The 23,060-nt window shown below is 66.1% G+C and carries 16 protein-coding genes; 9 read left to right on the forward strand and 7 right to left on the reverse strand.

All coding sequences use genetic code 11. The features are described from left to right. Positions 1–44: 44 nt before the first annotated feature. The 3 genes from ACFR99_RS07555 to ACFR99_RS07565 all read right to left on the reverse strand — a co-directional run bounded on the left by ACFR99_RS07555 (position 45) and on the right by ACFR99_RS07565 (position 2,805). A complete protein-coding gene (locus ACFR99_RS07555; protein ID WP_390286393.1) occupies positions 45–836 on the reverse strand; it encodes a hypothetical protein in 792 nt (263 codons plus the stop codon). A 115-nt stretch (positions 837–951) separates the two neighbouring features. Further along, positions 952–2,040, reverse strand: coding sequence for a copper-containing nitrite reductase (gene nirK, locus ACFR99_RS07560; RefSeq protein WP_390285936.1), 1,089 nt, complete (start codon positions 2,038–2,040; stop codon positions 952–954). 270 nt (positions 2,041–2,310) lie between these two features. After that, positions 2,311–2,805 (reverse strand): hypothetical protein, encoded by a 495-nt coding sequence (locus ACFR99_RS07565; RefSeq protein WP_390285938.1) that lies wholly within the window; start codon positions 2,803–2,805, stop codon positions 2,311–2,313. A gap of 172 nt (positions 2,806–2,977) precedes the next feature. On the opposite strand from ACFR99_RS07565, the gene ACFR99_RS07570 reads away from it, so the two are divergent. The 4 genes from ACFR99_RS07570 to ACFR99_RS07585 all read left to right on the forward strand — a co-directional run bounded on the left by ACFR99_RS07570 (position 2,978) and on the right by ACFR99_RS07585 (position 7,634). Next, positions 2,978–3,628 (forward strand): DUF8173 domain-containing protein, encoded by a 651-nt coding sequence (locus ACFR99_RS07570; protein WP_390285940.1) that lies wholly within the window; start codon positions 2,978–2,980, stop codon positions 3,626–3,628. Positions 3,629–3,763: 135 nt separating this feature from the next. Then, entirely contained in the window at positions 3,764–6,727 is a 2,964-nt protein-coding gene (uvrA, locus tag ACFR99_RS07575) for an excinuclease ABC subunit UvrA (protein ID WP_390285942.1), read from the forward strand. 59 nt (positions 6,728–6,786) lie between these two features. Then, positions 6,787–7,200: a hypothetical protein gene (locus tag ACFR99_RS07580; protein ID WP_390285944.1), complete on the forward strand. Its 414-nt coding sequence runs from the start codon at positions 6,787–6,789 to the stop codon at positions 7,198–7,200. A gap of 89 nt (positions 7,201–7,289) precedes the next feature. After that, on the forward strand, positions 7,290–7,634 hold the full coding sequence (locus ACFR99_RS07585) for a hypothetical protein (RefSeq protein WP_390285946.1): 345 nt from the start codon (positions 7,290–7,292) through the stop codon (positions 7,632–7,634). Positions 7,635–7,700: 66 nt separating this feature from the next. On the opposite strand, the gene ACFR99_RS07590 is transcribed toward ACFR99_RS07585, so the two are convergent. Next, a complete protein-coding gene (locus ACFR99_RS07590) occupies positions 7,701–8,108 on the reverse strand; it encodes a CBS domain-containing protein (protein ID WP_390285949.1) in 408 nt (135 codons plus the stop codon). 188 nt (positions 8,109–8,296) lie between these two features. Between ACFR99_RS07590 and ACFR99_RS07595 the strand changes: the two genes are divergently transcribed. The 4 genes from ACFR99_RS07595 (at position 8,297) to ACFR99_RS07610 (ending at position 17,046) form a co-directional block, all read left to right on the forward strand. Then, the gene (locus ACFR99_RS07595) at positions 8,297–9,946 is read left to right on the forward strand and encodes a thiamine pyrophosphate-binding protein (protein WP_390285951.1); all 1,650 of its coding nucleotides are present in this window, start codon (positions 8,297–8,299) and stop codon (positions 9,944–9,946) included. Between the two features lie 63 nt (positions 9,947–10,009). Continuing rightward, positions 10,010–12,295, forward strand: a complete 2,286-nt coding sequence (locus ACFR99_RS07600) for a PD-(D/E)XK nuclease family protein (protein WP_390285953.1) — start codon at positions 10,010–10,012, stop codon at positions 12,293–12,295. Next, a complete protein-coding gene (locus tag ACFR99_RS07605) occupies positions 12,288–13,328 on the forward strand; it encodes a PD-(D/E)XK nuclease family protein (RefSeq protein ID WP_390285955.1) in 1,041 nt (346 codons plus the stop codon). The genes ACFR99_RS07600 and ACFR99_RS07605 overlap by 8 nt, the downstream gene beginning before the upstream one ends. Then, positions 13,321–17,046: a UvrD-helicase domain-containing protein gene (locus tag ACFR99_RS07610; protein ID WP_390285957.1), complete on the forward strand. Its 3,726-nt coding sequence runs from the start codon at positions 13,321–13,323 to the stop codon at positions 17,044–17,046. The genes ACFR99_RS07605 and ACFR99_RS07610 overlap by 8 nt, the downstream gene beginning before the upstream one ends. A 297-nt stretch (positions 17,047–17,343) precedes the next feature. Here the strand turns inward: ACFR99_RS07610 and folP are convergent, their stop codons facing one another. From folP to ACFR99_RS07625, 3 genes are all read right to left on the reverse strand, one after another. Continuing rightward, a complete protein-coding gene (folP, locus tag ACFR99_RS07615; protein WP_390285959.1) occupies positions 17,344–19,902 on the reverse strand; it encodes a dihydropteroate synthase in 2,559 nt (852 codons plus the stop codon). Positions 19,903–19,999: 97 nt separating this feature from the next. Then, on the reverse strand, positions 20,000–20,182 hold the full coding sequence (locus tag ACFR99_RS07620) for a DUF8015 family protein (RefSeq protein ID WP_390285961.1): 183 nt from the start codon (positions 20,180–20,182) through the stop codon (positions 20,000–20,002). A gap of 170 nt (positions 20,183–20,352) precedes the next feature. Further along, positions 20,353–21,135 (reverse strand): ABC transporter ATP-binding protein, encoded by a 783-nt coding sequence (locus tag ACFR99_RS07625; protein WP_390285963.1) that lies wholly within the window; start codon positions 21,133–21,135, stop codon positions 20,353–20,355. A 164-nt stretch (positions 21,136–21,299) separates the two neighbouring features. Between ACFR99_RS07625 and ACFR99_RS07630 the strand changes: the two genes are divergently transcribed. Further along, positions 21,300–22,961 carry a hypothetical protein gene (locus tag ACFR99_RS07630; protein WP_390285965.1) on the forward strand — a complete coding sequence of 554 codons (1,662 nt, stop codon included), beginning with the start codon at positions 21,300–21,302 and terminating at the stop codon, positions 22,959–22,961. Positions 22,962–23,060: the final 99 nt, after the last annotated feature.

Raw genomic sequence — 23,060 nt, forward strand, 5'->3', positions numbered from 1 at the left:
GCGTCACATAGTTCTGTCCGGCAGTAGAACTCGAGGGGGACAGTCTAGTCGACCGAGCGGTCCTCGAACGATTGTTCGCGCCAGGTCGTCCAGTCGTAGAGGCGTTCGAGTTCGCCGCCCTGCTGGCGGATCGCCACGGCCGTATTGAAGAGGAACGCGGCGACGAGCGTCGTCCCGACGAGCCAGATGGCGTCGGCGAGTGCCTCGTAGCCGGACAGGTGGTTCGTCAGCAGATCGACGAACACGACGGCAGTGACACAGACGATCGCCGGCAGCAGGTGGCGGGTTAGCGCGGCGAAGGTCGTCCCCTCGTGGACGCGGACGGCACGAACGCCGTAGAGCACCGCCCACGCGGAGGTAACGACCCAGCCGACCGCGACGACCAGCCGCGTCGCGGAGGTCTCGACCAGGAACGCACCCCACCACGCGGCGACGAACCCGCCGATGACGACGTAATCGGCCCACGCGGGCAGCAACGGTGAGCGATCGCCCGCGGCCGGCTGGTCGTAGTACATCGCGCGGATCGACAGCGCGAGAAAGAGAATGAAAAAGAGGATCGCGCCGTCGACGAACCGGCCGATCCAGGCGGGCTCGAGCAGTATCGAGGCGATGCCGGCGACGGCGTAAACGATCGCCGCGCCGACCGCGACCAGCAGATACCACTGCTCGGTGGTTGCCTCGACCGCGAGGACCTCACGGATGTAGATGACCGCATAGTAGAGCAAGACGACGGCTGCGACGCCCATCGCGAGGTACGCGAACAGCCGTCCGATCGCGACCGTCGTGGCCGGATCACTGGCATCGAACGTGATCGACGGGATCGGAGCGAACATTATCGAGCGGAACTGGCGCCCGAACGGGTATAAGCATACGTCCCTGTTTCCGCCGCTCGGGAAGAGATCGGCCGATTGCCAGCGAAAAGAGCGATCACGAGACGGGGTCGATCCCCGTTCACGGATCCTCGTCGTAGAGGTCGGGGTTCTCCTCGCCAGCGACGTTGATTCCGGCGAGTGCGCCGCGGCGGGCCGCCCGCGTCAGTGCGTGGTCGACGATCTTGACCGGGCCGGGAACGGGGAACTCCATCTCGGCAGCGGTGGTCGTCCCGGGGGCGACCGGCGCGGTCTCGATGTTCTGATCGGGCTCGCTCAGGAGGTCGCCGTCGCGATAGTAGCGGCTCCAGACGTTCCCGATCGGGTGCAGCGAACTTAGCAGGTTCGGCCCACCGTTGGCGAAGTAGACCCGTGCAGTCTCGCCGGTTTCGGCTTCCATCGGGCCGACGCCGTCTTCGGTGAAGCCGTAGGCCTGGCCGTTGAAGACGACGTAGGTCGGCTCTTCGTCGAGCATCGCGTCGAAGTCGAAGCTGTGGTGACCCTCCTCGCCGACCTCGCCGTCGGTGTAGATCTCGTGCTGGCCGAGGTAGTACTCGTTGTCGACCTCGGGGAGGCCGTCCTCGGGTTCGACGAGGATCGAGCCGAACATACCGGCGCTGATGTGCTGGTCCATGTTCGGGATCGCGCAGTGGTAGATGAACACCCCGGCGTAGTCGGCGGTGAAGCTGATCTGCATGGGGTCGTCGCCCGGTGCGACCGTGGTCGCCTCGGCTCCGCCGCCGGGCCCGTAGACCGCGTGGAAGTCCATGTTGTGTGCGGCCACGTTGAGGTCTTCGGATACCTCGAACGTGAGATTGACCTGATCACCACGGCGGACACGGATCATCGGTCCCGGCACCTGCCCCTCGAAAGTCATGTAGTCGAACGTGACGCCCGGCTCGATCTCGGCGGTCACCCGCTCGGTTTCGATCGTCACGTCGTGTTCGCGGGGCTCGTTCCAGTCGACCGGTGGCGGTATGTCCGTCGGATCACGCGCGATCCGGTCGACTTCAGTGTCTTTCGCCGTCGGTCGTCCATCCTCATCCGTCTCCTCGTTGGTTTCACCACTGTTCTGCTGTGCGTTGCCACCGAGACAGCCAGCCACTGCCACTGCGCCGGTCGCTCCGATCGCCTGCATCGTCTGCCGTCGGTTGAGTTGCGTTTGAGTCATTGTCCTCACTTGGGTGTAGTAGTGGACATTTGATCAACAGTCACGATGTCTCCCACAAGATAGTAATCCATTCGGCGTTACCCCGCATATCGTGGTCAATTAAGTACTCTTCCGGTCGCCGGAGTCGGAACTTCTCAAGAGCGTCTTGACAGCCGACTCTCCCGAGAACTGCTGCCAGCTGTCGCACCTTCTCAAGGTTCTCGGCGACCCCGTACGGTTGCTCGTTTGGATCGTTCGGAGGACGTGCGCGCCACGGCCGCTGGTGGTCCGCTATTCGGTCTCCGACTCGGCCACTGCTTCGAGCATCGTCTGGCGCTCATCGAAGTACGCCGGTGCATCGACGTCGGACTCGAACTCGACGACACGGATTAGGGCATCCTGTCCATCCTCAGCCTTCGCCGAGAGCTCCTCTGCGAGGTCCGTGTAGCCAGCCGCGACCTCCTGAAAGGCCCGCATCCGGGCCTGTTTCGCCTCGACGAGGAGTTGCTTCTCCTCGAGTGTTTCCTGTCGCTGCTCGATCGCCGCGACGTCGACCCCGTTCGTGTCCGGAACCTCCGCGGTCGACGGCGTTTCGGTTCCGGGGACTTCGTCGGGCAGTGCCTCGAGTCGCGATCGGAGGTCTGCCATCTCCTGATCGATCTCGTCCAAGAGTTCGTCGGCTTCTTCGCCCAGCTGCTCGACGCGGCCCGAGAGCAAGCCGGCCTGCGTCCGGCAGTACTCGACGAATTCGTCGACCGCGAGTGTGTCCGCGGCGTCGTCGCTCATAGCCACCCTTGGGACTGCCGGCCGAAGTCACTTTGGTCCGGCCGCGAGCGCAGGCCATGTCTGTTGTACTGTCGGGCGACCAACCTGTATACCGATCGCGGCTCGCGTGCGATCGGCCCGTCAGAGACTGGTATCCGGCAGTATTAGGACCGGGCTCTCCCGAGTGGTGTGTATGAGAACCCACTACGCGCTTGCAGGAGCGGTCGCACTACTGGCGCTCGTTCCAGCGCCGGCCGCCGCACAGCGTGGTCTCAGAGACACCCTCGCAAACCCCACAACGCCCGGGGAACTCGCGCTCGCGTTCGGCGTCTACGTCGCCGTCACGCTCGTCGTCGGCGCGATCGTCCTGACCGTCGACCGCTCGTCCGTGCGGTCGATCGAGACGCGACTCCGCGACGACCCCGTGAGCGCGGGCGTGATCGGGATCGGCGTGCTCGTCGGCGGGTTCGTCGCGTTCGCCGCCATGGGGGCCGTCGTGGCGCTGCTCGTCGACGCCGGCGCGCCTGCCATACTCGAGGGTGCACCGACAGTCGTGGGGATCGGCGTCTCGGTCGGGCTGACGGTCGTCAACACGATCGGGATGATCGTGGCCGGCCTGGTCGTGCTCCGCCGGCTCCGTGACGACCCGGCACCGAACCCGTGGCTTGCGCTCGTCGTCGGAGCACTCGTCGTCCAGCTCCTGTATCTGGTGCCGTTTCTCAATCTCGTCGTCGCCATCTTCGTCGTCGCCCTCGCGACCGGTGCGATCGTCGGCCAGTGGTGGCAGGGTCGAACCGCCGAGTCGTCCGATTCAGAGCCGTCCCAGCAGACGGCCGACAGCTGACGCCGAATGTTGTGTGGCAACACTGGACACGCTATTTGCCTTTCAGACTCGTTAAGTCCGTCCGGCCACTGATACGGATACAATGAATCTGGAACCGCGTCGACAAGAGCAACAGTCCACAACCGTGCACGAACGATGAGCAAGGACACCATCGACGTCCGCGGGGCGGAGGAACACAACCTCAAGGACATCGACGTGACGATCCCACGCGAGGAGTTCACTGTCGTCACCGGCCTGTCGGGCTCGGGCAAGTCCTCGCTGGCGTTCGAGACGGTCTATGCCGAAGGCCAGCGCCGGTATATCGAGAGTCTCTCGGCGTACGCCCGAAACTTCCTGGGGCAGATGGACAAACCCCAGGTCGAGACCGTCGAAGGGCTCTCGCCGGCGATCTCGATCGATCAGAAGAACGCCGCGAACAACCCCCGCTCGACCGTCGGGACGGTCACGGAACTGCACGACTACCTGCGACTCCTGTACGCTCGCGTCGGCACGCCCCACTGTCCGGAGTGTGGCCGCGAGGTCGGCGAGCAGTCGGCCCAGAACATGGTCGAACGCATCCTCGAGTTGCCCGAGGGAACCAAGGCCAAACTCGCGGCACCCGTCGTCCGCGACCAGAAGGGGGCTTTCGAGGATCTCTTCGAGGAACTCGTCTCGGAGGGGTACGCCCGCGTCGAGATCGACGGCGAGGAACACGATCTGACGCTCGACGACCCCGATCTGGACGAGAACTTCGACCACACGATCGACGTGATCGTCGACCGCGTGAAGGTCTCGGTCGAGGACCGGCCGCGCATCATCGACAGCGTCGAGACGGCGCTCGACGAGGCCGAGGGCGTCCTGAAGGTCATCCTCCCGGATGCCTCCGAAGAAGTCGCCGCGGATCTGGGCAAGGAGGCCCGGCGAACCGGTGCGCTCGGCGACGAGACGGAAGAAGACGATCGCTTCGTCGTCGAATTCTCGAAGGACCTCGCCTGTACGCACTGCGGGATCGACGTGCCCGAGATCGAGACCCGCTCCTTTTCGTTCAACTCCCCCCACGGAGCCTGTCCCGAGTGTGAGGGGCTGGGCGAGACCAAGGAAGTCGACGAGGACCTCGTCGTCCAGGACGAATCCAAACCGCTGAAACACGTCTTCGAGCCCTGGAGCTACAACCGGTCGTACTATCAGACGCGGCTCGACGCCGTCGCCGCGCACTTCGACGTCTCGCTCGAGACGCCGTTCGAGGAACTCGACGACGAGATCCAGCGGGCGTTTCTCTACGGTACGAACGAACAGGTGCTGTTCAAGCGAAACACGAAAAACGGCACCCGCCGGAAGAAAAAGCGCTTCGAGGGCGTCATTCCCAACTTAGAGCGCCGGTATCTCGAGACCGACTCCGACTCGACCCGCGAACACATCGAGGACTACATGTCGGTCACGGAGTGTCCATCCTGTGATGGCACGCGCCTCAAACCCGCCTCACGAGCCGTGTTGGTCGACGACACGTCGATCACCGAGATCAACGCGATGAGCATCGGTGACGCCCTGGCGCACTTCGAGTCGATGGAAGCCGATCTCACCGAGCGCGAGAAGGTGATCGCCGAGGAGATCTTAAAAGAGATTCGCGCACGACTCGGCTTCATGGTCGAGGTCGGCCTCGAGTACCTCACGCTGGATCGCGAAGCCTCGACGCTTTCCGGTGGCGAGAGCCAGCGCATCCGGCTGGCGACCCAGATCGGCTCCGGGCTCGTGGGTGTGCTCTACGTGCTCGACGAGCCCTCGATCGGACTCCACCAGCGGGACAACGACCGGTTGCTCGATACGCTCGAGGAACTGCGCGACATCGGCAACACCCTGCTGGTCGTCGAACACGACGAGGAGACGATGCGCCGCGCTGACAACGTCATCGACATGGGGCCCGGTCCCGGAAAGCGCGGCGGCGAAGTCGTCGCCAACGGTCCCGTCGAGGAGGTGAAGGCGACCGAGGAGTCGATCACCGGCGACTACCTCTCCGGGCGTAAGCAGATCCCGGTCCCCGACGAACGGCGCGATCCAGACGGTGCGCTGACGATCCGCGGCGCGCGACAGCACAACCTGGCCGATCTGGACGTCGACATCCCGCTTGGCTGCTTTACGGCGATCACCGGGGTGTCGGGTTCGGGCAAGTCCACGCTCATGCACGAGGTGCTCTACAAAGGACTGGCCCGGGAAATGAACGACAACACGAGCGTAATTCCAGGTGACCACGACGCCCTCGAGGGCCTCGAGGAGATCGAGACGGTCCGGCTGATCGATCAGTCGCCGATCGGCCGCACGCCCCGGTCGAACCCCGCGACCTATACCAACGTCTTCGACTACGTCCGCGAGCTGTTCGCCCAGACGAAACTCGCGAAACAGCGCGGCTACGAGAAGGGCCGCTTCTCTTTTAACGTCAAGGGCGGCCGCTGTGAGGAGTGTGGCGGGCAGGGGACCGTCAAGATCGAGATGAACTTTCTCTCGGACGTCTACGTCCCCTGCGAGGAGTGTGACGGCGAACGCTACAACGACGCCACCCTCGACGTCACCTACAAGGGCAAGACCATCGCCGATGTCCTCGAGATGTCGGTCGAAGAGGCCTACGACTTCTTCGAGTCCTCGAGCCAGATCCGCCGCCGGCTCCAGTTGCTCAAGGACGTCGGTCTCGATTACATGAAACTCGGCCAGCCCTCGACGACGCTCTCGGGCGGCGAGGCCCAGCGGATCAAGCTCGCCGAGGAACTGGGCAAGAAAGACTCCGGCGAGACGCTCTACCTGCTCGACGAGCCGACGACCGGCCTCCACAGCGCGGACGAGCGCAAACTCATCGACGTCCTCCACCGGCTGACCGACAACGGCAACACCGTCGTCGTCATCGAACACGAACTCGACCTCGTCAAGAACGCCGACCACATCATCGACCTCGGCCCCGAAGGTGGCGAACACGGCGGCGAGATCGTCGCCACCGGCACGCCGGAAGACGTCGCGCGTCTCGAGGACTCCCACACCGGCCGCTATCTGCGGGACCTGCTGCCGAAGATCGATCTCGAGGGGCCACGCGGCGAGCGTGTCGAGCCGGTGACGGCACCGATGGACGACGATTAAGCGGCCGACCACGACGAAGTCAGAACGGCTAACTGCGGTCCCGCCGAACCGTCTGTCAGATGACCGGACTGAAGGCCGTCGTTCGCCGCGGGTTCGCCGGCGGTGGGGCCGCGACGCTGCTGCTGGCCGGCCTCTTTGCGGTCGGCGGCGGAACTGAGCCGATGACGCTGCTGCTAGCCGGCTGGCTCGCCGTCGTCGGGCTGTCGTTGCTGCTGGCCGGCCGCCGGGAGCGGCTCACCGTCGGCGGTCGAACCGTCGGCTGGCCCCGCGTTGCCGCGGTCGGTATCTGTGTCCTCGCGGTTGGTTCGGGTGTATTCGGACTCTCGAGACTGCGCCAGTTCGCTGTCGGGAGCACAACGTGGCTGCTCACCGGCCTCGTGACGCTGTTCGTGCTGGGGTATCTCGCCTGGTTCGCCCTCGAGTGCTGGCGCGGTGGCTGGCAGCTCGACGATGCGATGTTTGCCGTCGAGTGACCGCACGGGGCCGCGACCCCGTTGCCAGAGTCGCCCCGAGACACGTGATCGGCAGTACAGCCAAGGCCGTTGCCGATCAATCACTACCTATGGCAGATGATGACACCCGAGACGACGAGCCGACGCCGATCGAGGAAAAACGGACGGACTCGTTCGATCTCGAGTTGTCCGAACGCGTCGAGATCGGTGTGACACGGGGTGAGACGGATCTCGAGATCGGTCCGCCACGTGACTATCCCGATCGGGCCGATGTCTCGGTACGTCCGGAATCGACAGAGGGCCACCGCGTAATCGTGAGCATCGACGCGATGGTGGGGGACCACGGGACGGGCCACGCCGATATCGCGTTGACGCCAGCGGAAGCTCGCATGTTCCGGGATCAACTCGACGAAACGGTGCGCTGGATGACCGAAGACGAGTCCGACGACAGTTGAGTGCAGCGGCTGGCGGCATAGGTCGGCTGTCGACGAAAACAGCGTGGCGATCCGATGCCCGGCGCCTTATTCCTCGGGGCTGGGCGACTGTACGTGCGAGATGTAGCCAGCCAGATCGGACGTCGTGACCATCCCGATCACGCCCTCGTCCTCGTCGACGACGGGGGTGTGGTGAAAGCCGTGTTCGATCATCACGTCTGCCACGTCGCGGATACTCTCCTGGGCCGTCGTCGTGATGACGTCGGTGGTCATGTACTTCGAGACCGGCGTCTGGTCTTTCGGCTTCTGTTCGGCGACGATCTCGACGAAGTCCGTCGTCGTCAGGATCCCTTCGAGGTGGTTGTCGTCGTCGACGACCATGACCGACCCGATTCCGTTGTCGAGCATTTCCTGGGCGGCCTCCTCGACGAGTGCATCCGGCGAGACGGTGTGTAGCGACGTGGACATGACTCGAGCGACGAAAATGTCTTCCATGCTGAACGGTACTGGCTCCCCCTTTATAATGATTATCGGTGCAAGAACGGTCGAGTCGAGTTCGGACTGACTACGAAGACGCACGTGGTCCTTACCTTTTCCGTGACGAGACTCGAGACGGGTCGATTCGACTGCTCGCGATCCCGGTCGGGTGCGGAACATAAGTGTCCAGTCGACGAGATGACAGTATGGACGTCAGCCGCGGAGTCATCGAGCGACTGGTCGACAACGGGATCGATACCGTGTTCGGGATTCCTGGCACCCAGACGCTGCCGCTGAACGAGGCGATCGAAATGCGTGACGACGTTCGGTTCGTCATGGCCCGCCACGAGACCGCCGTCACCCATCAGGCGTGGGGGTACGCGGAAACGAGCGGCCGACTCGCAGCGACGGCCGTCGTTCCCGGTCCGGGCGACATGAACGCCATGAACGGCCTGAAGAACGCGTTCAATGACTGTACGCCGCTCGTTCATCTCGCGGTCGAGACCGACCCCGAGATCCGCGGCGGTGATGGCATCCACGAGACGCCGCCGGAGACCTACGACACTGTCGTCAAGGAAAACGTCCTCGTCGAACGGCCCGAGAGCACGGCTGCCGTCCTCGAGGAAGCCATCGCGATCGCCGAGACACCACCGAAAGGCCCGGTCAGAGTCGGGGTTCCGAAGAGTTTCCTGACGATGGACGTCCCGCTCGCGACGCCGGGGACGTACAGCCGCGAGTCTATCGGGGGCGTTGCCGACCGCGATATCACGGCTGCTGCTGACGTGCTTGCTGCCGCCGAGGAGCCCGTGATCGTCGCCGGTGGCGGCGTCCGCGCTGCCGACGCGAGCGAGGAACTGCGCCGAATCGCCGATCGTCTCGGTGCACCCGTCGTCACCACCTACAAGGGCAAAGGGGTGCTTCCAGACGGGTCCGGCGGCTCCGTCGCTGGAACGCTCGGGGGTAGTGCTGCTCCCGAACTGCTCGCGTGTCTTGCGGACGCCGACGCGGCGCTGGCCGTCGGGACTGATTTCGACGCGGTCGCCACTCGAGCCTGGTCGGTCGACCTTCCGGACGCGCTGGTCCACGTCACGCTCGAGCCCGCCGACCTCGGGACCGGCTACGAGCCGACCATCGGGGTCGTCGCCGACGCCGCCGTGGCGCTGTCAGCCCTCGAGTCGGCCCTCGACGACCGCGGGGTCGCAGCCGATAACGGCGAAGCCGTCGAGCGCGCGAGTGCGGTTCGAGAGGCGACCAGCGACCGTCTGGCGGACCTGCGGACAGAGTCGGCACCGCTCACGTCGGTCAGCGCGCTCGAGACCGTCCGCGAAGCGGTGCCACAGGAAGCCATCGTCACCGTCGACGCCGGCGGCTTTCGCGTCTGGGGGTTGAACGTCTTCGAGGCGGCGGGCCCGCGATCGTACGTCAATCCGGGCTCGTGGGCGACGATGGGAACCGGCCTGCCATCGGGTATCGGCGCACAGCTCGCCAACCCCGACGACGACGTGGTCGTGCTCACTGGCGACGGCGGGCTCATGATGTGTGTCCACGAACTTCACACGGCCGTCACCGAGGACGTGCCGCTGACGGTCGTCGTCTTCGTCAACGAGGACTACGCGATCATCAGCGACGACGCCGACTGCAACTACGACCTCGAGACGGGCGCGTACGGCTGGGCGGACGCACCGATCGACTTCGTGGCTCTCGCCGACAGCCTCGGACTGCGCGCCGAGCACGCGGTGACGCCCGCTGAGATCCAGTCGCGGCTCGCAGCCGCGATCGACGCCGACGAACCGGTTGTGCTCGCGGTGCCGACGGACTCCCACGAGCCACAGGCGAGCGACTGGATGCGCGAGTAGCACGGGACTCGAGTGTACCTACATTTAAATAGGAAATCGAGCATACTCGCTGACGTACGACCGATGGCTCCATCGCCGCCCACCCTCGAGGGAACCTGCAAGCTCCTCTCCGCGCCTGCCCCCGGGAGCGACGTCTTCGCGGCCGTTGCCGCGGAGTACGCCGCGCTCGCCGACGAGTACGGCCCCCGGAACGTGCTGGTCCTGAAGCGACACCCGGCGGGGCTCGACTCGCTGACCGAGGCGCTGGCCGATGCCGACCGCGAGCGAGACGACAGCGGCCCCCGTTCGCCCCGCGTCGAGTCGCTACCGGAACACGCCTCGAAGACCATCGAGGAATACGATCCGACGCTCGACCGCCTCGAGTACGAGGAACGGATCGAACTCATCTCGCTGGTGATCGACGGGGCGAGCCGCGCAGTTCCGGACTACCTCGCGCGGGCAGCCGACCACGAGAGTTTCACGCGCGACGTGGGGCAACTGTTGCTCGCAGCGACTCGCCAGCGGATTCGGCTCGACGACCTCGAGGACCCCCACGACTGTCTGGCCTTTCTGTACGCGATGAACGACCGGTTCCACGCGGAACTCGACGATCGGGGCTACGTCGAGCGGGCCGACGTGGTCCCGCGGGCGGTCGACTTGCTCGAGGCCGACGCCGATGGCCTTCGGACGCGCGTGACCGCCTCCTTCGACGCCGTCCTCGCCGTCGAGTTCGAGGAGTATCGCCAACTCGACCGCCGATATCTCGCCGCGCTCACGCGCGACGCCGAGGTGGTCTGTCTCGGCGAGCGCCACGCCAGCGTCGAACGGACGCGCGTCGAACCCGGTTCGGTCGACGAGATCGCAGCCGACACGGGGCTCGCGGTCGAGCCGATCGACCTCGAACCGATCCGTGACGAGGGCACGACACCGCCACACCAGCCGATCGCGCGATTTCTGGCAACCGGCAAGCCGCCGGATCAGCCCGCAGACGCCGATTCGGTGGGACGAGCACGTCGTCTCCGCACCGGAACCGCCCGCGAACAGGTCAGAGCGGTCGCCACCGAGATCCAGTCGCTGCGCGACCGCCACGGCTGGTCCTACGACGAGTTCGCAGTCGCTGTCCCGCGGATCGAACGGGTCCCCGAGACCAGACGACGGCTCCGCGACGCTGGCGTCCCGACCGCCACGATCGGGACCCCTTCGCTAGCCGAGGACCCCGCCGTGAACGAACTCTACGCCGTCGTCACGTGTCAGTGCGAACGGGAACGCGACGGCGACGCCCTCGAGCGACTCGAGGATGCTGCGGCGCAGAACGCGACCGATCCACGAGCCGTCTCGCTCGACCGCCTTCGGGCTCGCGTCCCCGAGTTCTCGCCCGATCTGCTCGCGGACACCGCCGGCTCGAGCGTCCGGCGCTCGCTCGAGCGCTGGATCCGTCGGACCGACCTGAAAGGCCGGATCGCCCGCGAGGAGGAGTGGGTCGACGCCCGCGAGCAGTACGAGGGCATCCGTCGGGTACTGGAGATCGCCGACTTCGTCGAGGAGACGGACCTCGTCGGGTCGGACTGGCAGGGACTGCGCCGGATGCTCCGGCGGACGATCCGGTACGACGCACCCTACGTCCACGCGGTTGAGACGCGGCCACCGACCGGTGGCGTCACCGTCTGTGCCATCGACGACCTGAAATACGACTCGCGAACGGCAGTCTTCCTGCTGGATCTGATCGACGAGAACTACCCCGGCGAGCAGTTTCTCACCCAGCTATTCCCGACGGCATGGCTCCGAGAGATGTCGACCTACCCCGCAGTCACAGATCCATCCCGTGAAGACGTTTCCGACACGTTCGCGACGGTCGACGTTCGGAAGACGACAGAGTCGTCTTCCGCAGCCCAGCAGAACGCAAAGCGTTCTGCGGACGCCGCCGACGTCGGCGATCCGTTCGAGACCTATCACGCCCAGCGCTCTCGCCGCCGGCTCGCGCTCGGTGCTCGCGCGGCCGACCGCATCCTCTACTGTTGTTCCTACGAACGCGGCGCCGGCGGCCTGCGTCGGAGTTACGACGAATCACGCTACTTGCACCTGATCGATGCGACGCCCGGGCTCACCCTCAAGGATGTCGATGCGGGCACCGACGCGACGATCCACGGCGAGACGAACGCCATCGAGGCGCTGCTCGCCCAGCCACGGGGTGAACTCGAGCGGGTGCTCCGGGAGGCCAGTACCGGCGGCGAGGCCGACCTCGGCGAGACCGAAGCGCTGTTCGAGGAGATCGCGGTCGTCCTCGAGAACGGCGAGATCGACGACGAACTCGCCAAGGCAGTCCGCTCACAGTTCGAATTCGCCGCGGGTGAGGTGGTCCGCGATGACTGACACTGCGACGGGAGGGGACTCGCTCACCGTCGACGGTCTCCAGACCTACCTGCACTGTCCTCGCCGGTACGAGTTCGCTCACGTCCACGGGCTCGAGGGGAGCAGCGACGACACCGTCGACGATCGGATCGCCCTCCTTCGCGTCGCGATCTGTGACGCGCTCCGAAGCGGGGAGACGGACGCCGAAGCTCTAGAGCGCGTCGCTCGTGATCGACTCTCGACGCACTGGATCGACTACGACGAGCGCTTCCACTCCCGTACCCAGCGCCGCCACGAACGGCGGGTACTCGAAGCGACGCTCGCCGCCTACGTGGAGCGTATCGGGGCGGATCACGCCGCGGGACTCGCGCAACTGGACGCCGACGGGGCCCACGACGAACTGATCGGCCCGGAACTGCCGCTCTCGAGTGCGATTTCGCTTCCAGATTCGAACGCGGCAGGCGACGCGGACGCGGTGACGATCGATGCGCCGGTCGACTACGTCACCGGCGACGGCTCGTCGCTCGTCGGCGTCCGGTTCGTTCCCACGCTCGCGCCGCTTGGGCCCCTTCGCTACCGGTCGGACTGGGAAGGCGACGTCGCGGAGCTGTTCACCGACCATTTCGACCCCGATTCGGCCGCGTTCGAGCCCGGCCCCGTTGGCGCGCTTTTCGAGACCGCCGTCGTCCTCGACGGACTCCGAACGCTCCGCGATCGGCTCGAACTCGGGGACCGAACCTGCCGATACCTCCAGATTCCGCTGGCCGACCGGTCGGGGCTGACTGTAAACTGGGTCCAGGATACGGTCGAGACGAGTCTCGAGGTCGCCGATCTGACCGCGGTCTACGTCGACCACCACACGTTCGGCATGACCCACGACCACCGGAACGCGACCGTCGACGATCGGCTCGCGTCGGTCGTTGCGGCGTTGCGGTCGGGACCGTTCGATCCCGCCGACAGCTGGGATCGGATCGCGGAGCACGCCTGTCCAGACTGTGAGTATACGGTCTGCTGTCAGGACCACATCGCAACGGAGGTGCGCTTCGATGGCTGAGCGACCGGGGCCGCGACGACCGGATCGCGACGCCGGTCACGACCGCGACGCGTTCGCATCCGCCGACGAGATCGAGCCCAAAGGCAATCAGACGGCCGTTATCGACAGCCGTGCGGCGTGTACCTCCGTCGACGCCGGTGCCGGCACCGGGAAGACGACGACGATGCTCATTCGGATCGAACGCGCCATCGAACGGGACGAGGTCGATCCCGACGACGTGCTCGTGTTGACCTTCGCGAACGAGGCCGCCGCGAGCATCCGCGAGGCAGTCGCCGAGCGCCTCGATCCCGAGGCCGCGGCGGCGATCGACATCTACACCTACCACTCCTTTTGCTACCGACTCGTCCGCGAGTATGCCTACTATCTGGGGTATTCTCCCGAGTTCGACGTCGTCACCGAGCGCAAACGGCGACGGCTCGTCGGCCGTTTGCTCGCCGACACCGACTACGGCTTCGCGGCTCCCTCGAGACACGACGGCTCGCCGACCGACCTCACGGCCGCGGTCGATCGGTTCATCGGGGCGATGAGCCGCGAGAACGTCACGCCCGAGGAACTGCAGGCGGGGCTTCCCCCGGTGCGAACGCTCGAGCTCTGTCACGAGTTCGTTCTCTGGCTCGAGCAACGAGCCGACGAGACGCTGTCGTTCGATAACGAGGCACTTCGGTATTTCAACCGCGAGGAACACGTCGAGCAGGCCCGCGAGTCGCTGATCGACTACGGTAAACTCGTCTCCTACTGTCGGGAAAAGATCGCTGAAGCGCCGGAACCCTTCCGTGACGACGAGCTGGTTCGCGACGTCGACCGGTACCTCCGGGTGCTCCAACAGTGTGTGACGAACACGATCGACGTGCTCTCGCGTTCCGATCCGACCACGAAGCACTTGCCGCGGGCACTGTTCGGCAACCAGATCTGGGGGACGGCAACGAACCGGATCGAACAGACGCCGTTCGGTCGTCTGAAACACTACGTCGAATTCCTTCGGCTGGCGCGTCACTACGCCGATGTCTACGCGGACTACCACGACACGCTCGAGTCCGAGGGGGCGCTCGACTTCGACGAACTGGTGCGGACGGCGACCGAATTGCTCGACGACGGCCCGATCGCCGACGAGATCACCGGCCAGTGGACACAGGTCTACTGTGACGAGTTTCAGGATACCGACGAGACGCAGTTTTCCCTGCTGACCGAACTCACGGGCGGTCCCGACTGCCCGGACTTACTCGCGATCGGTGACAAGGACCAGGCGATCTACGGGTGGCGTGGCACCGATCGGAAGGGGCTCGATCGACTGGCCGACGCCGCCGACGACCACGAGGCGATCGAGCTCGAGCTCAACTTCCGTTCACGACAGGAGATCCTCGATCTGACCAACGCCTGCGACTACGGCCCGCAGTCCTCGAAAACGCTCCGAGAGGACGGCCGGACGCGAGGAACCTACGACGAGACCGACCCACCGGACCGCGTCGTCAAGGTCGAAAGCGACGCGCTCCCGGGATCGACGGCCGACGGGGTCGCGACGACGGTCTCGCGGCTGTTAAACGGCGCGGCCACGAACGTCCCCCAGCGCGAGCTGGGCGACATCGCAGTCATCGTCCGGACGAACCGCCACGCACAGGCGGTCGCGGACGCGCTCCAGGAGCGACGGATTCCGTATGAGATCTCCGGTTCGCCTCGCGGTGAAATCTCGCCCGGACTCGAGACGGTGCTGTCGTATCTCCGGATACTCGTCGAGCCGGATGCAGACGTCCACCTCCGGCGCGTGTTACTCTCCCGGTATCGGCTCCCGGAAGACGACCTCGCGACGCTGCACGGACAGGACGGGACACTGTGGGATGCAGTGATGACCATCGATCTCGATCGGCTCACACAGCCCGATCGGCTCGAGCGGGTTCGCGACCACCTCGAACAACTCGAACGGTTCCGAGACATCTACCCGCTGTCGGGCTTCCTGCGCCGGTTCCGGGAGCTGACCCGGATCGAGTGGTTCTGTACGACCGAGGAACGGGCCGAGTTCGACCGCATCGAGCGGTTCGTCGAGGCCTACGACTCCGATGGAGTCGTCCAGTCGCTATCGACCGAATTCGTCGACGCGCTCGCTGAGACGCTTCGTGGCGGCGGTAGCGACCGCACCCGCGGGACCAGATCCGCCGACAGCATCGACGTGATGACGGTCCACCAGGCCAAAGGTCTCGAGTTCGACACCGTCCTCGTTCCGTACCTCTCCGACGAGGAGTGGTGTGTCGACGGCGACTACGTCGAGCGGGCTCAGGACCGACTACTGGCCGCAACGCTCGATGACGACGTGGATTCGCCCTTGCTTGCCGATCTCGCCACGGAGCGCGTCGGCGAGGAGTGGCGGGTGCTCCACGTCGCGCTCACGCGCGCTGAGGAACACCTGTTCCTGTTCGGGTCGGAGTACTCGTACGACGGCGATGAAACCGCGCTCGCGGCGTCGACCGCCGAGGCCTGTCTGGCCAGCGACATCGAGTGGTCGGTGACCGGCCAGCGGATGGATCTGTGGTCGTCGCTGACCGAGAGCTTCGAGCGCGTGCGGGAGATCTACCCCGAGACGGTCGTCGATCGAACCGACGAGATCGCTGCCTCGGCCGACGAGAGCCCGGGGACGATCACCTACTACGCTGACTACGGCGATCGGCCGGTCGAGCCGCTCGAGACACGGGAGGCGATCGAGACCGTCCACCGGCTGGGACGGCTACTCCGGGACGGCCAGTTGCTGCCGGCGGCCGACGCGGCGAGCCACGGTCGTCTCGAGGCCGGGAGCGACGCTGAGGGCGGTTCGGAGCCAGCGATACGAGTGCCCGGCAGCCGCCAGCTCTCCGCGTTGACGAACGATACCGTCCGCTTCCCGGTCGAGACGCTCGCCGCTGCAACCGAGCTGCCGGTCGCGATGCGTCACAGCTACTCCGCGATAGACACCCACGAGACCTGTCCACGGAAACACTACCTGGATCACGTCGTTCAGGCGATCGACGATCCGGTCGCCGCGTCAGCGGCCGGTAACGAGGCGACCGAGACGAACGGTGGAACGGTCGCGGCGACTGACGACCCGGCGTCGCGAATCGTCGGTACTGTCTTCCACGACGTCGCCGAGGAGGCCTTCCACCGCGAGTACCGCACCCGCGAGGCGTGGCGCGAGGCTGCGGTTCGACAGCTCACCGCGCGCGACTTACTCGCCCACCGCGAGGCCGTCCTCGCCTGCGTCGACCGCTACTTCGAGGCGAGCGCAGCCGACGTTGACCGACCGGTCGCCGAATGGGAGCCCCTGGCTGCGGAGTTGCCCTTCTCGCTCGAGGACGTCGCCGGCGTCACCGGCGACGTGGTTGGCTACGTCGACTCGGTCCGGCGGCTCCCCGACGGCGGGCTCGCCGTCCTCGACTACAAGGCCACTGCAGAACGGATCGACCCCGATGACGCCGTCCAGCTCGCGCTCTACCGCCGGGCCTGTGCGGACCGGTTCGACGAGCCGATCGCGGCCGTCGGCTACGTCTACGTCGGCAATGTCGACGGCCCTCGTGTCGATCTTTTCGAGCACGACGCGCTCCCGCCGTGGGATTCGGTTCGCGAGACGCTCGCCGCGGTCGACGAGCCGTCGTTCGCGGAGACGACGCCGGGTGAGCACTGTCGGGGCTGTCCGCACCGCTCGCTCGGCTGTGGCCCGGGCGAACACTCTCTCGGATGTGAGGAGAGGGTCGATTGAGCGGCAGCTATCGATGCGGCTCGACGGATCGAGAACAGTTCGTTACTCCGTGTCGGACTCGTCCGGGAGATGGTCGACGCCGCACACTTGCATTACCTGTCGAATGTGAAAATCCTTCTCGCTCGGATCATCGGTTTGTAACGCTTGTTCGAGGTGTTCTCTGCAGTTGTCGGATAGCTTCCTCATCCTCGTGTACTAGTACGGAACCGAGACACTAAACCCATATGATATCTAAGACGTGTGGCGAGCGGCTATTACTGACGAGAATGGTGGTGATGACGATCGATGGTGGGACGGCTACCACTGAAACCGTGACGGATCGCGTGCCGCAAGCGCCGTCCGGACCGCGGCGACGTTCTCGTCGACGTCGTGGACGCGGATGATATCGGCCCCCCGGTCGGCCGCGAGAGCGGTCGCAGCGACGGTCGCCTCGAGGCGCTCGCCGGGTTCGCGGCCGATGTGTTCGAACATGGACTTATGGGAGTGACCGAACAGCACTGGACACCCCAGTGCCCGGAACTCGTCGATGCGGTCGAGTAGTTCGAAGTTCTCGGCGGTAGACTTGCCGAAGCCGATGCCGGGGTCGACGATGATCTGCTCGCGGTCGAGTCCGGCTTTCTCGGCCAGTAGTACCCGTTCGGAGAGGTGCTCGAGGACGTCCGCCACCACGTCGTCGTACTCGATGTCGCGGTCGGGGACGACCGGCGCGTCGATGCTGTGCATCACGACCAAGTGCGCGTCGTGGTCGGCGGCGACGAAGCGCATCTCGGGGTCTTCCAGCCCCGAGACGTCGTTGATGATGTCCGCACCGGCTGCGAGGGTCGCGTCGGCGACGGCGGCCCGGCGGGTGTCAACCGAGAGCATGGCGTCGAGATCGGCGATCTCCTCGATGACCGGAAGGACCCGATCCAGTTCCGCCTCGACCGAGACGGGATCCGAACCCGGCCGGGTGGATTCGCCACCGACGTCGATAACATCCACGCCGGCGTCGACCATCGCCTCGGCGCGGGCCACCGCGTCCTCGAGGGCGTCGTACTGGCCCCCGTCGTGGAAGCTGTCGGGGGTGACGTTCAGGATGCCCATCACGGCCGTCCGATCGGCCCAGGGGACGTCCGACGTGGTGGACTCTCCGACAGAGTGAGCAGCCGAGCGGGTTCGGCCCGTAGCGTAGCCCACCGCGGACGTCGGGCGATCCTCGGCGTCGGCGCCGACGTCGATCGCGAGGCTGTCCCGCAGGTCCCGTGCGACGTCGGTCAGTCCGGGCGGGCGCGACCGTTCCTCGAGGGCGTCGACGAGCGCCTCGAATTGGGCGAGTGTGCCCATCAACACGGCGTCGATGGCCTCGTCGTCCCGGTCGAGCCCGGAGAGGGCACACTCCCCGCCCACGCGGAGCAGTTCCGCTTTGAGAACGGTCGCCTGCCGGTCTCGCAGTTCCGTCCGGACGACTCGATGGATGGCGTCGCCGTCGAGTCGTTCGACGGCGCCGGCAGCGACGTTGGCCGCTTCGAGCGCGTCACGAGCGTCCGCGAGGTCGCGGATTCGTTTTGGTACGTCGGTCCGCGTCCACCGCGAGCGCGCTTCCGCGACCGCGAACAGCGAGCCGGTGACGAGTACGCAGTCGTCGCTGTCGGCCCCCTCGAGAGCGATTGCGAGCGCGTCGGCGACGTCGGTTTCGGAGCGGACCGTCTCGACACCGGTGTCGGCGAACGCCTCGGCGAGGACTGCCCGGTCCTCGGCGCGGTCGAGCGCCGGCTCGGTCGTCACGACGGTGTCGGGCGTCGGCAGTGCGGCGGCCATCGGGCGGTGTTCCTTGTCGTGCATCGCGCCGAAGACGAGGTGGAGGTCGTCGTACTCGTAAGTCGCCAGCGTCTCGGCGAGACGCTCGCAGGCACCGGGGTTGTGCGCGCCATCGAGGACGGTCAACGGCTCGGTGTCGATCACCTCGAACCGGCCCGGCCAGTGGGCGCTTCGCAGCCCGCGCGCGAGATCTGCGCCGGACACGTCGTCGAACTGTCGTGCGAGGACCGCGGCGATCCCGGCGTTGATCGCCTGATGTTCGCCCAGCAGCGGCACCTGCGTCTCGAGGTCCCAGTCGTCACCGTCGACCGAGACGGTCGCTTCGATGTGGTTCGCTCGGCCGCCGTAGGCGACGCGGACATCGGGCCGTGTGTCGGCGTCGGATGCATCGTCGTCGGTCCCGGCGTCCGTTCCGACGGTCACCACGTCACCGGCGACGTCACGAACTGCCTCGAGTGGCTCGCCGGTCACGCCCGTGACCAGCGGCGCATCGTCGGGCGCGACGTGGGCCTTGTCGCGGGCGATCTCCGCTTCGGTGTCGCCGAGGATGCCCGTGTGCTCTAGGGTCACGCTCGTCACCGCGCTGGCGACGGGGTCGACGACGCTCGTCGCGTCGTACTTCCCGCCGATGCCGACTTCGAGGACGACGACGTCGACGTCCTCGCGGCCGAACTGCCACAGCGCCATCGCGGTCATCGCCTCGAAGAAGGTCGGCGACTCGCCGTCGGCGGCCCGTTCCGTGATGTACTCGCGAACGGAATCGACGTACGCGCAGACGGCCGATTGGGGGATCTTCCGGCCGTCGACACGGACCCGCTCGCGGAGGTCCTCGAGGTGGGGCGAGGTGTAGAGGCCGACGGAGTAGCCGGCCTCCCGCAGGGTTCGCTCGAGCATGCGGGCCGTGCTCCCTTTCCCGTTGGAGCCGGCGATCTGGACGAAATCGACGGTCTCGTGGGGATTCTCGAGCTGAGACAGCAACCGGGCCGTCGACTCGGTGCCCGGCTTTGGGCGGAACCGCCGGAGATCGAATAAGAAATCCGCCGCCTCGTGATACTCCATACAGTGACCGAGAGCCCGGTCGTTTTTGATACTGTCGGACAGCAGTCGGTGCAGCGGCAATTACGAACGTCGGCTGTCGGGGCAACAGGCGGCGGTGTTACGCACCCTGAAGCCCCGTCGGCGGCCGGAAGAAGACGCCATCGAGCAGCGCGAGCGACGCGATGGCGGCGCCGCCGAGAACGGCCGCTTCGAAGGGAAAACCGAGCAATCGACTGGCGAGAAACGCGACCAGGAACGCTGCCGGGATCAGTCCCAGCAGGAGATCGTACCGATCGATCATCAATGGCTGATCACCGATTCGAGAACGGTCGACGATATCAGTGATGTCTCTCGCCACCATCGATTCTCACCTCCAGGCGACTGTACGGTATCCTGCCACTAAAATCCGACGGATCTAAGCACTCGAGAAGCACGTAGGAGGTATTTACGCTGATCTCTGGGGTCGAGAGGTTACTCCGCCGCACGCTCCCGTGTGCGCCCTTCGTCCGTCGGGTCACGCGTGATCTCGAGGAAGGCGTCCTCCAGGCTGCGAGTGTCGCCGGTTTCGGCGCGGGTCTTGAGCCGTTCGGGATCGTCCTCGGCGACGAGCCGCCCGTCGTGGATGACACCGATCTCGTCGGCCAGTTCGTCGACGACGGGGAGGATGTGCGTCGAGAGGAGGATCGTCATCTCCCGGTCGGCGAGGTCGGCGATGGTCTCGCGCATCGTCCGGGCCGCACGGGGATCGAGCCCGCTGGTCGGTTCGTCGAGGAAGGCCACGTCCGGTTCGTGAAGCACTGCCTGGATGACGCCGACCTTCTGGCGCATCCCCTTCGAGTAATCCTCGATACGTTTGGCGGCGTCCGCGCGCAGGTCGAAGCGCTCGAGCAATGCGTCGATGCGCTCGGCCGCCTCGGCCTCGGGGATGTCACGCAAGCCGGCAGCGTACTCGAGTTGTTCCCGGCCGGTGAGTTCGTCGTAGACCGGCGGCTCTTCGGGCAGGTAGCCGATGTGTGGGGTGACCGACTCCCGATCCGTGATCGAGTGACCGGCGACACGAGCCGTCCCGGACGTCGGTCGCGTCAGCGTCGTCAGCATCCGCATCGTGGTCGTCTTCCCCGCGCCGTTGGGGCCGAGAAACCCGTATACGGTGCCGCGGTCGACGGTCATCGTCAGCTCGGAGACGGCGGTTGTCTCGCCGTAGCGCTTCGTCAGTCCGTCGGTTTCGATAGCGGGGCCGTCGGCAGGGCGCATACGCGTTCGTTCGGCGGTCTCTCATTAAAGCTATGTCATGTTCGGCCGGCCAGCGGCGCGGTCGGGATGACAGCTATCCAAAGTGTTTACTGACAGCACTACCCCTACCCGACTATGTGCCCCGACGTTGTGCCCTCCCCGCGATCGACTCGAGGTGAGCCGTGATGACACACGCTGCACTGACTGTCGCGGACCTCGACGTCCGCCGGACCGTCCGCGCGATCGTCGGCAACCGGACGAAGTTGCTCCTGATGATCGTGATCGGGGTGGTCGCACTCGGACCGATCACGGTCCTCGGCGTATCCCTCTTGCCGACGCTGGGCGAGCAGGCCGTCACCGCCTCACTCACGACCGACACCGCCACGACGGTGCTCGAGTACGTGACTGGCGGGATCGCAGTGCTGTGGGTACTCCTGTCCGTGATGACGGTCATGCGAACTGTCACGGCAGTCGCCGCCGTCGACGAGCCCGCGTTCCTCCTGCTGTCGACGACAGTTCGCAACGCCGTCGTCGGCATCGTCGCCGCCGAGGTCGCGCGCTACGTGCTCGTCGTGCTTCCGCTCACTGCACTCTTCGCCGGCGCGTTCGCGGTCGGCGCGGGAACGCCGATGCCCGTCGTCACCGCGACGCTGACGGTTGCGCTCGTCGTCGTCACTGCCGTTCCGGTCGGGTTCCTCGTTGGCATCTGGGTACGCCATCTGATCACCGTCTACGAGCCGATCGCTCGCTATCGAACGCTGCTGTTCGCCGCGTTCTGGCTCGCCTACTTCGGCGCGATCGCGACCGGCGGCCTCAATGCGGTCATGGGTACGCTGTTTACGGCGCTACAGACGAGTCCGCTGGGCTGGCCCGGCCATCTGCTAGCGACCGGGATCCCCGGCCTCGAGCCCTCGATACCCGCGATCGCCGGGGCCGTCGCTGGCGCCGTCTGCCTCGTGGCCGTCGCCATCGCGGCTGCCGTCCCCGCCGCAGATCGCCACTGGTTCGCGGATCCGGCTCGTACTGACGACGAACCGGTCGGCGAGGAGTCGTCGTCCGATCGGCTCACCGCGCTCCTCGCGGGGCGCGTCTCGCGGCCCGTTCGAACCGTGACGGTGACGGCGATCCGCCGGACGAAACGTGCCCCGATTCGACTGGCGTACGCCGGCTATCCGCTGTTGGGCGCGCTCGGGTTCGTCCAGCAGATCATCGAACTCGGGACGGTCCCCGCGTTTCTGGCCGTGCTCTTCTGTCTGTACGCCGTCTGGGCCGCCGGCGTCCTCTTTACGCTCAATCCGCTGGGCGATCTCGGGCCGGCCCTGCCCGCCGTCGTCACGTCGACGCTGACCGGCCAGCAAGCGATTCGTGGCCGTATCCTCGCCGGCGCGCTCGTCGGCGTCCCGCTTGCGCTCGTCGTCTCGCTGGCCGTCGGGATCGCGAGTCCGCTCGGACTCGAGCAGACCGCCGCCCTGACCGCCGCGACCGTCGCCGGGGCGGTCGCGACACCGGCACTTGCGACCGGGATCGGCTCGGCGTTTCCTCGCTTCGGGAGCGTCAACGTCACCAACAACCGCGAAGCGGTGATGCCGAGCAAGACGGCGTTTGTCATCTACACGATCGCGATCGCGCTTCCCGCCGGGGCAGCCGCCGGATTGTATCTCGAGGCCCCTGCGTTGATCGCCGGGCTGATTGCGTCGGTGTCGACGTGGACGCCGCTACCGTCGGTGGCGATCGCTGCTCGGACCATTACCGTCACGGCCTGGACCGTCCTAATCGGCGGCCTGCTCGCGCCAGTTATCTCCTACCTGTACGCAGTCGAGCGATTCGACTGGTACGATTTCGACTAGTTCGAGCGTGGCTTCCGCTTCTGTACGTGTCGAAACAGACGGAACAACGACACGGTACGACGGCTGTCACTCAGAAATCGTCACGAGAAGACAGTAAGA

This window comes from Haloarchaeobius amylolyticus (genome assembly GCF_042678045.1).
Taxonomy (GTDB): Archaea; Halobacteriota; Halobacteria; order Halobacteriales; family Natrialbaceae; genus Natrinema; species Natrinema amylolyticus_A.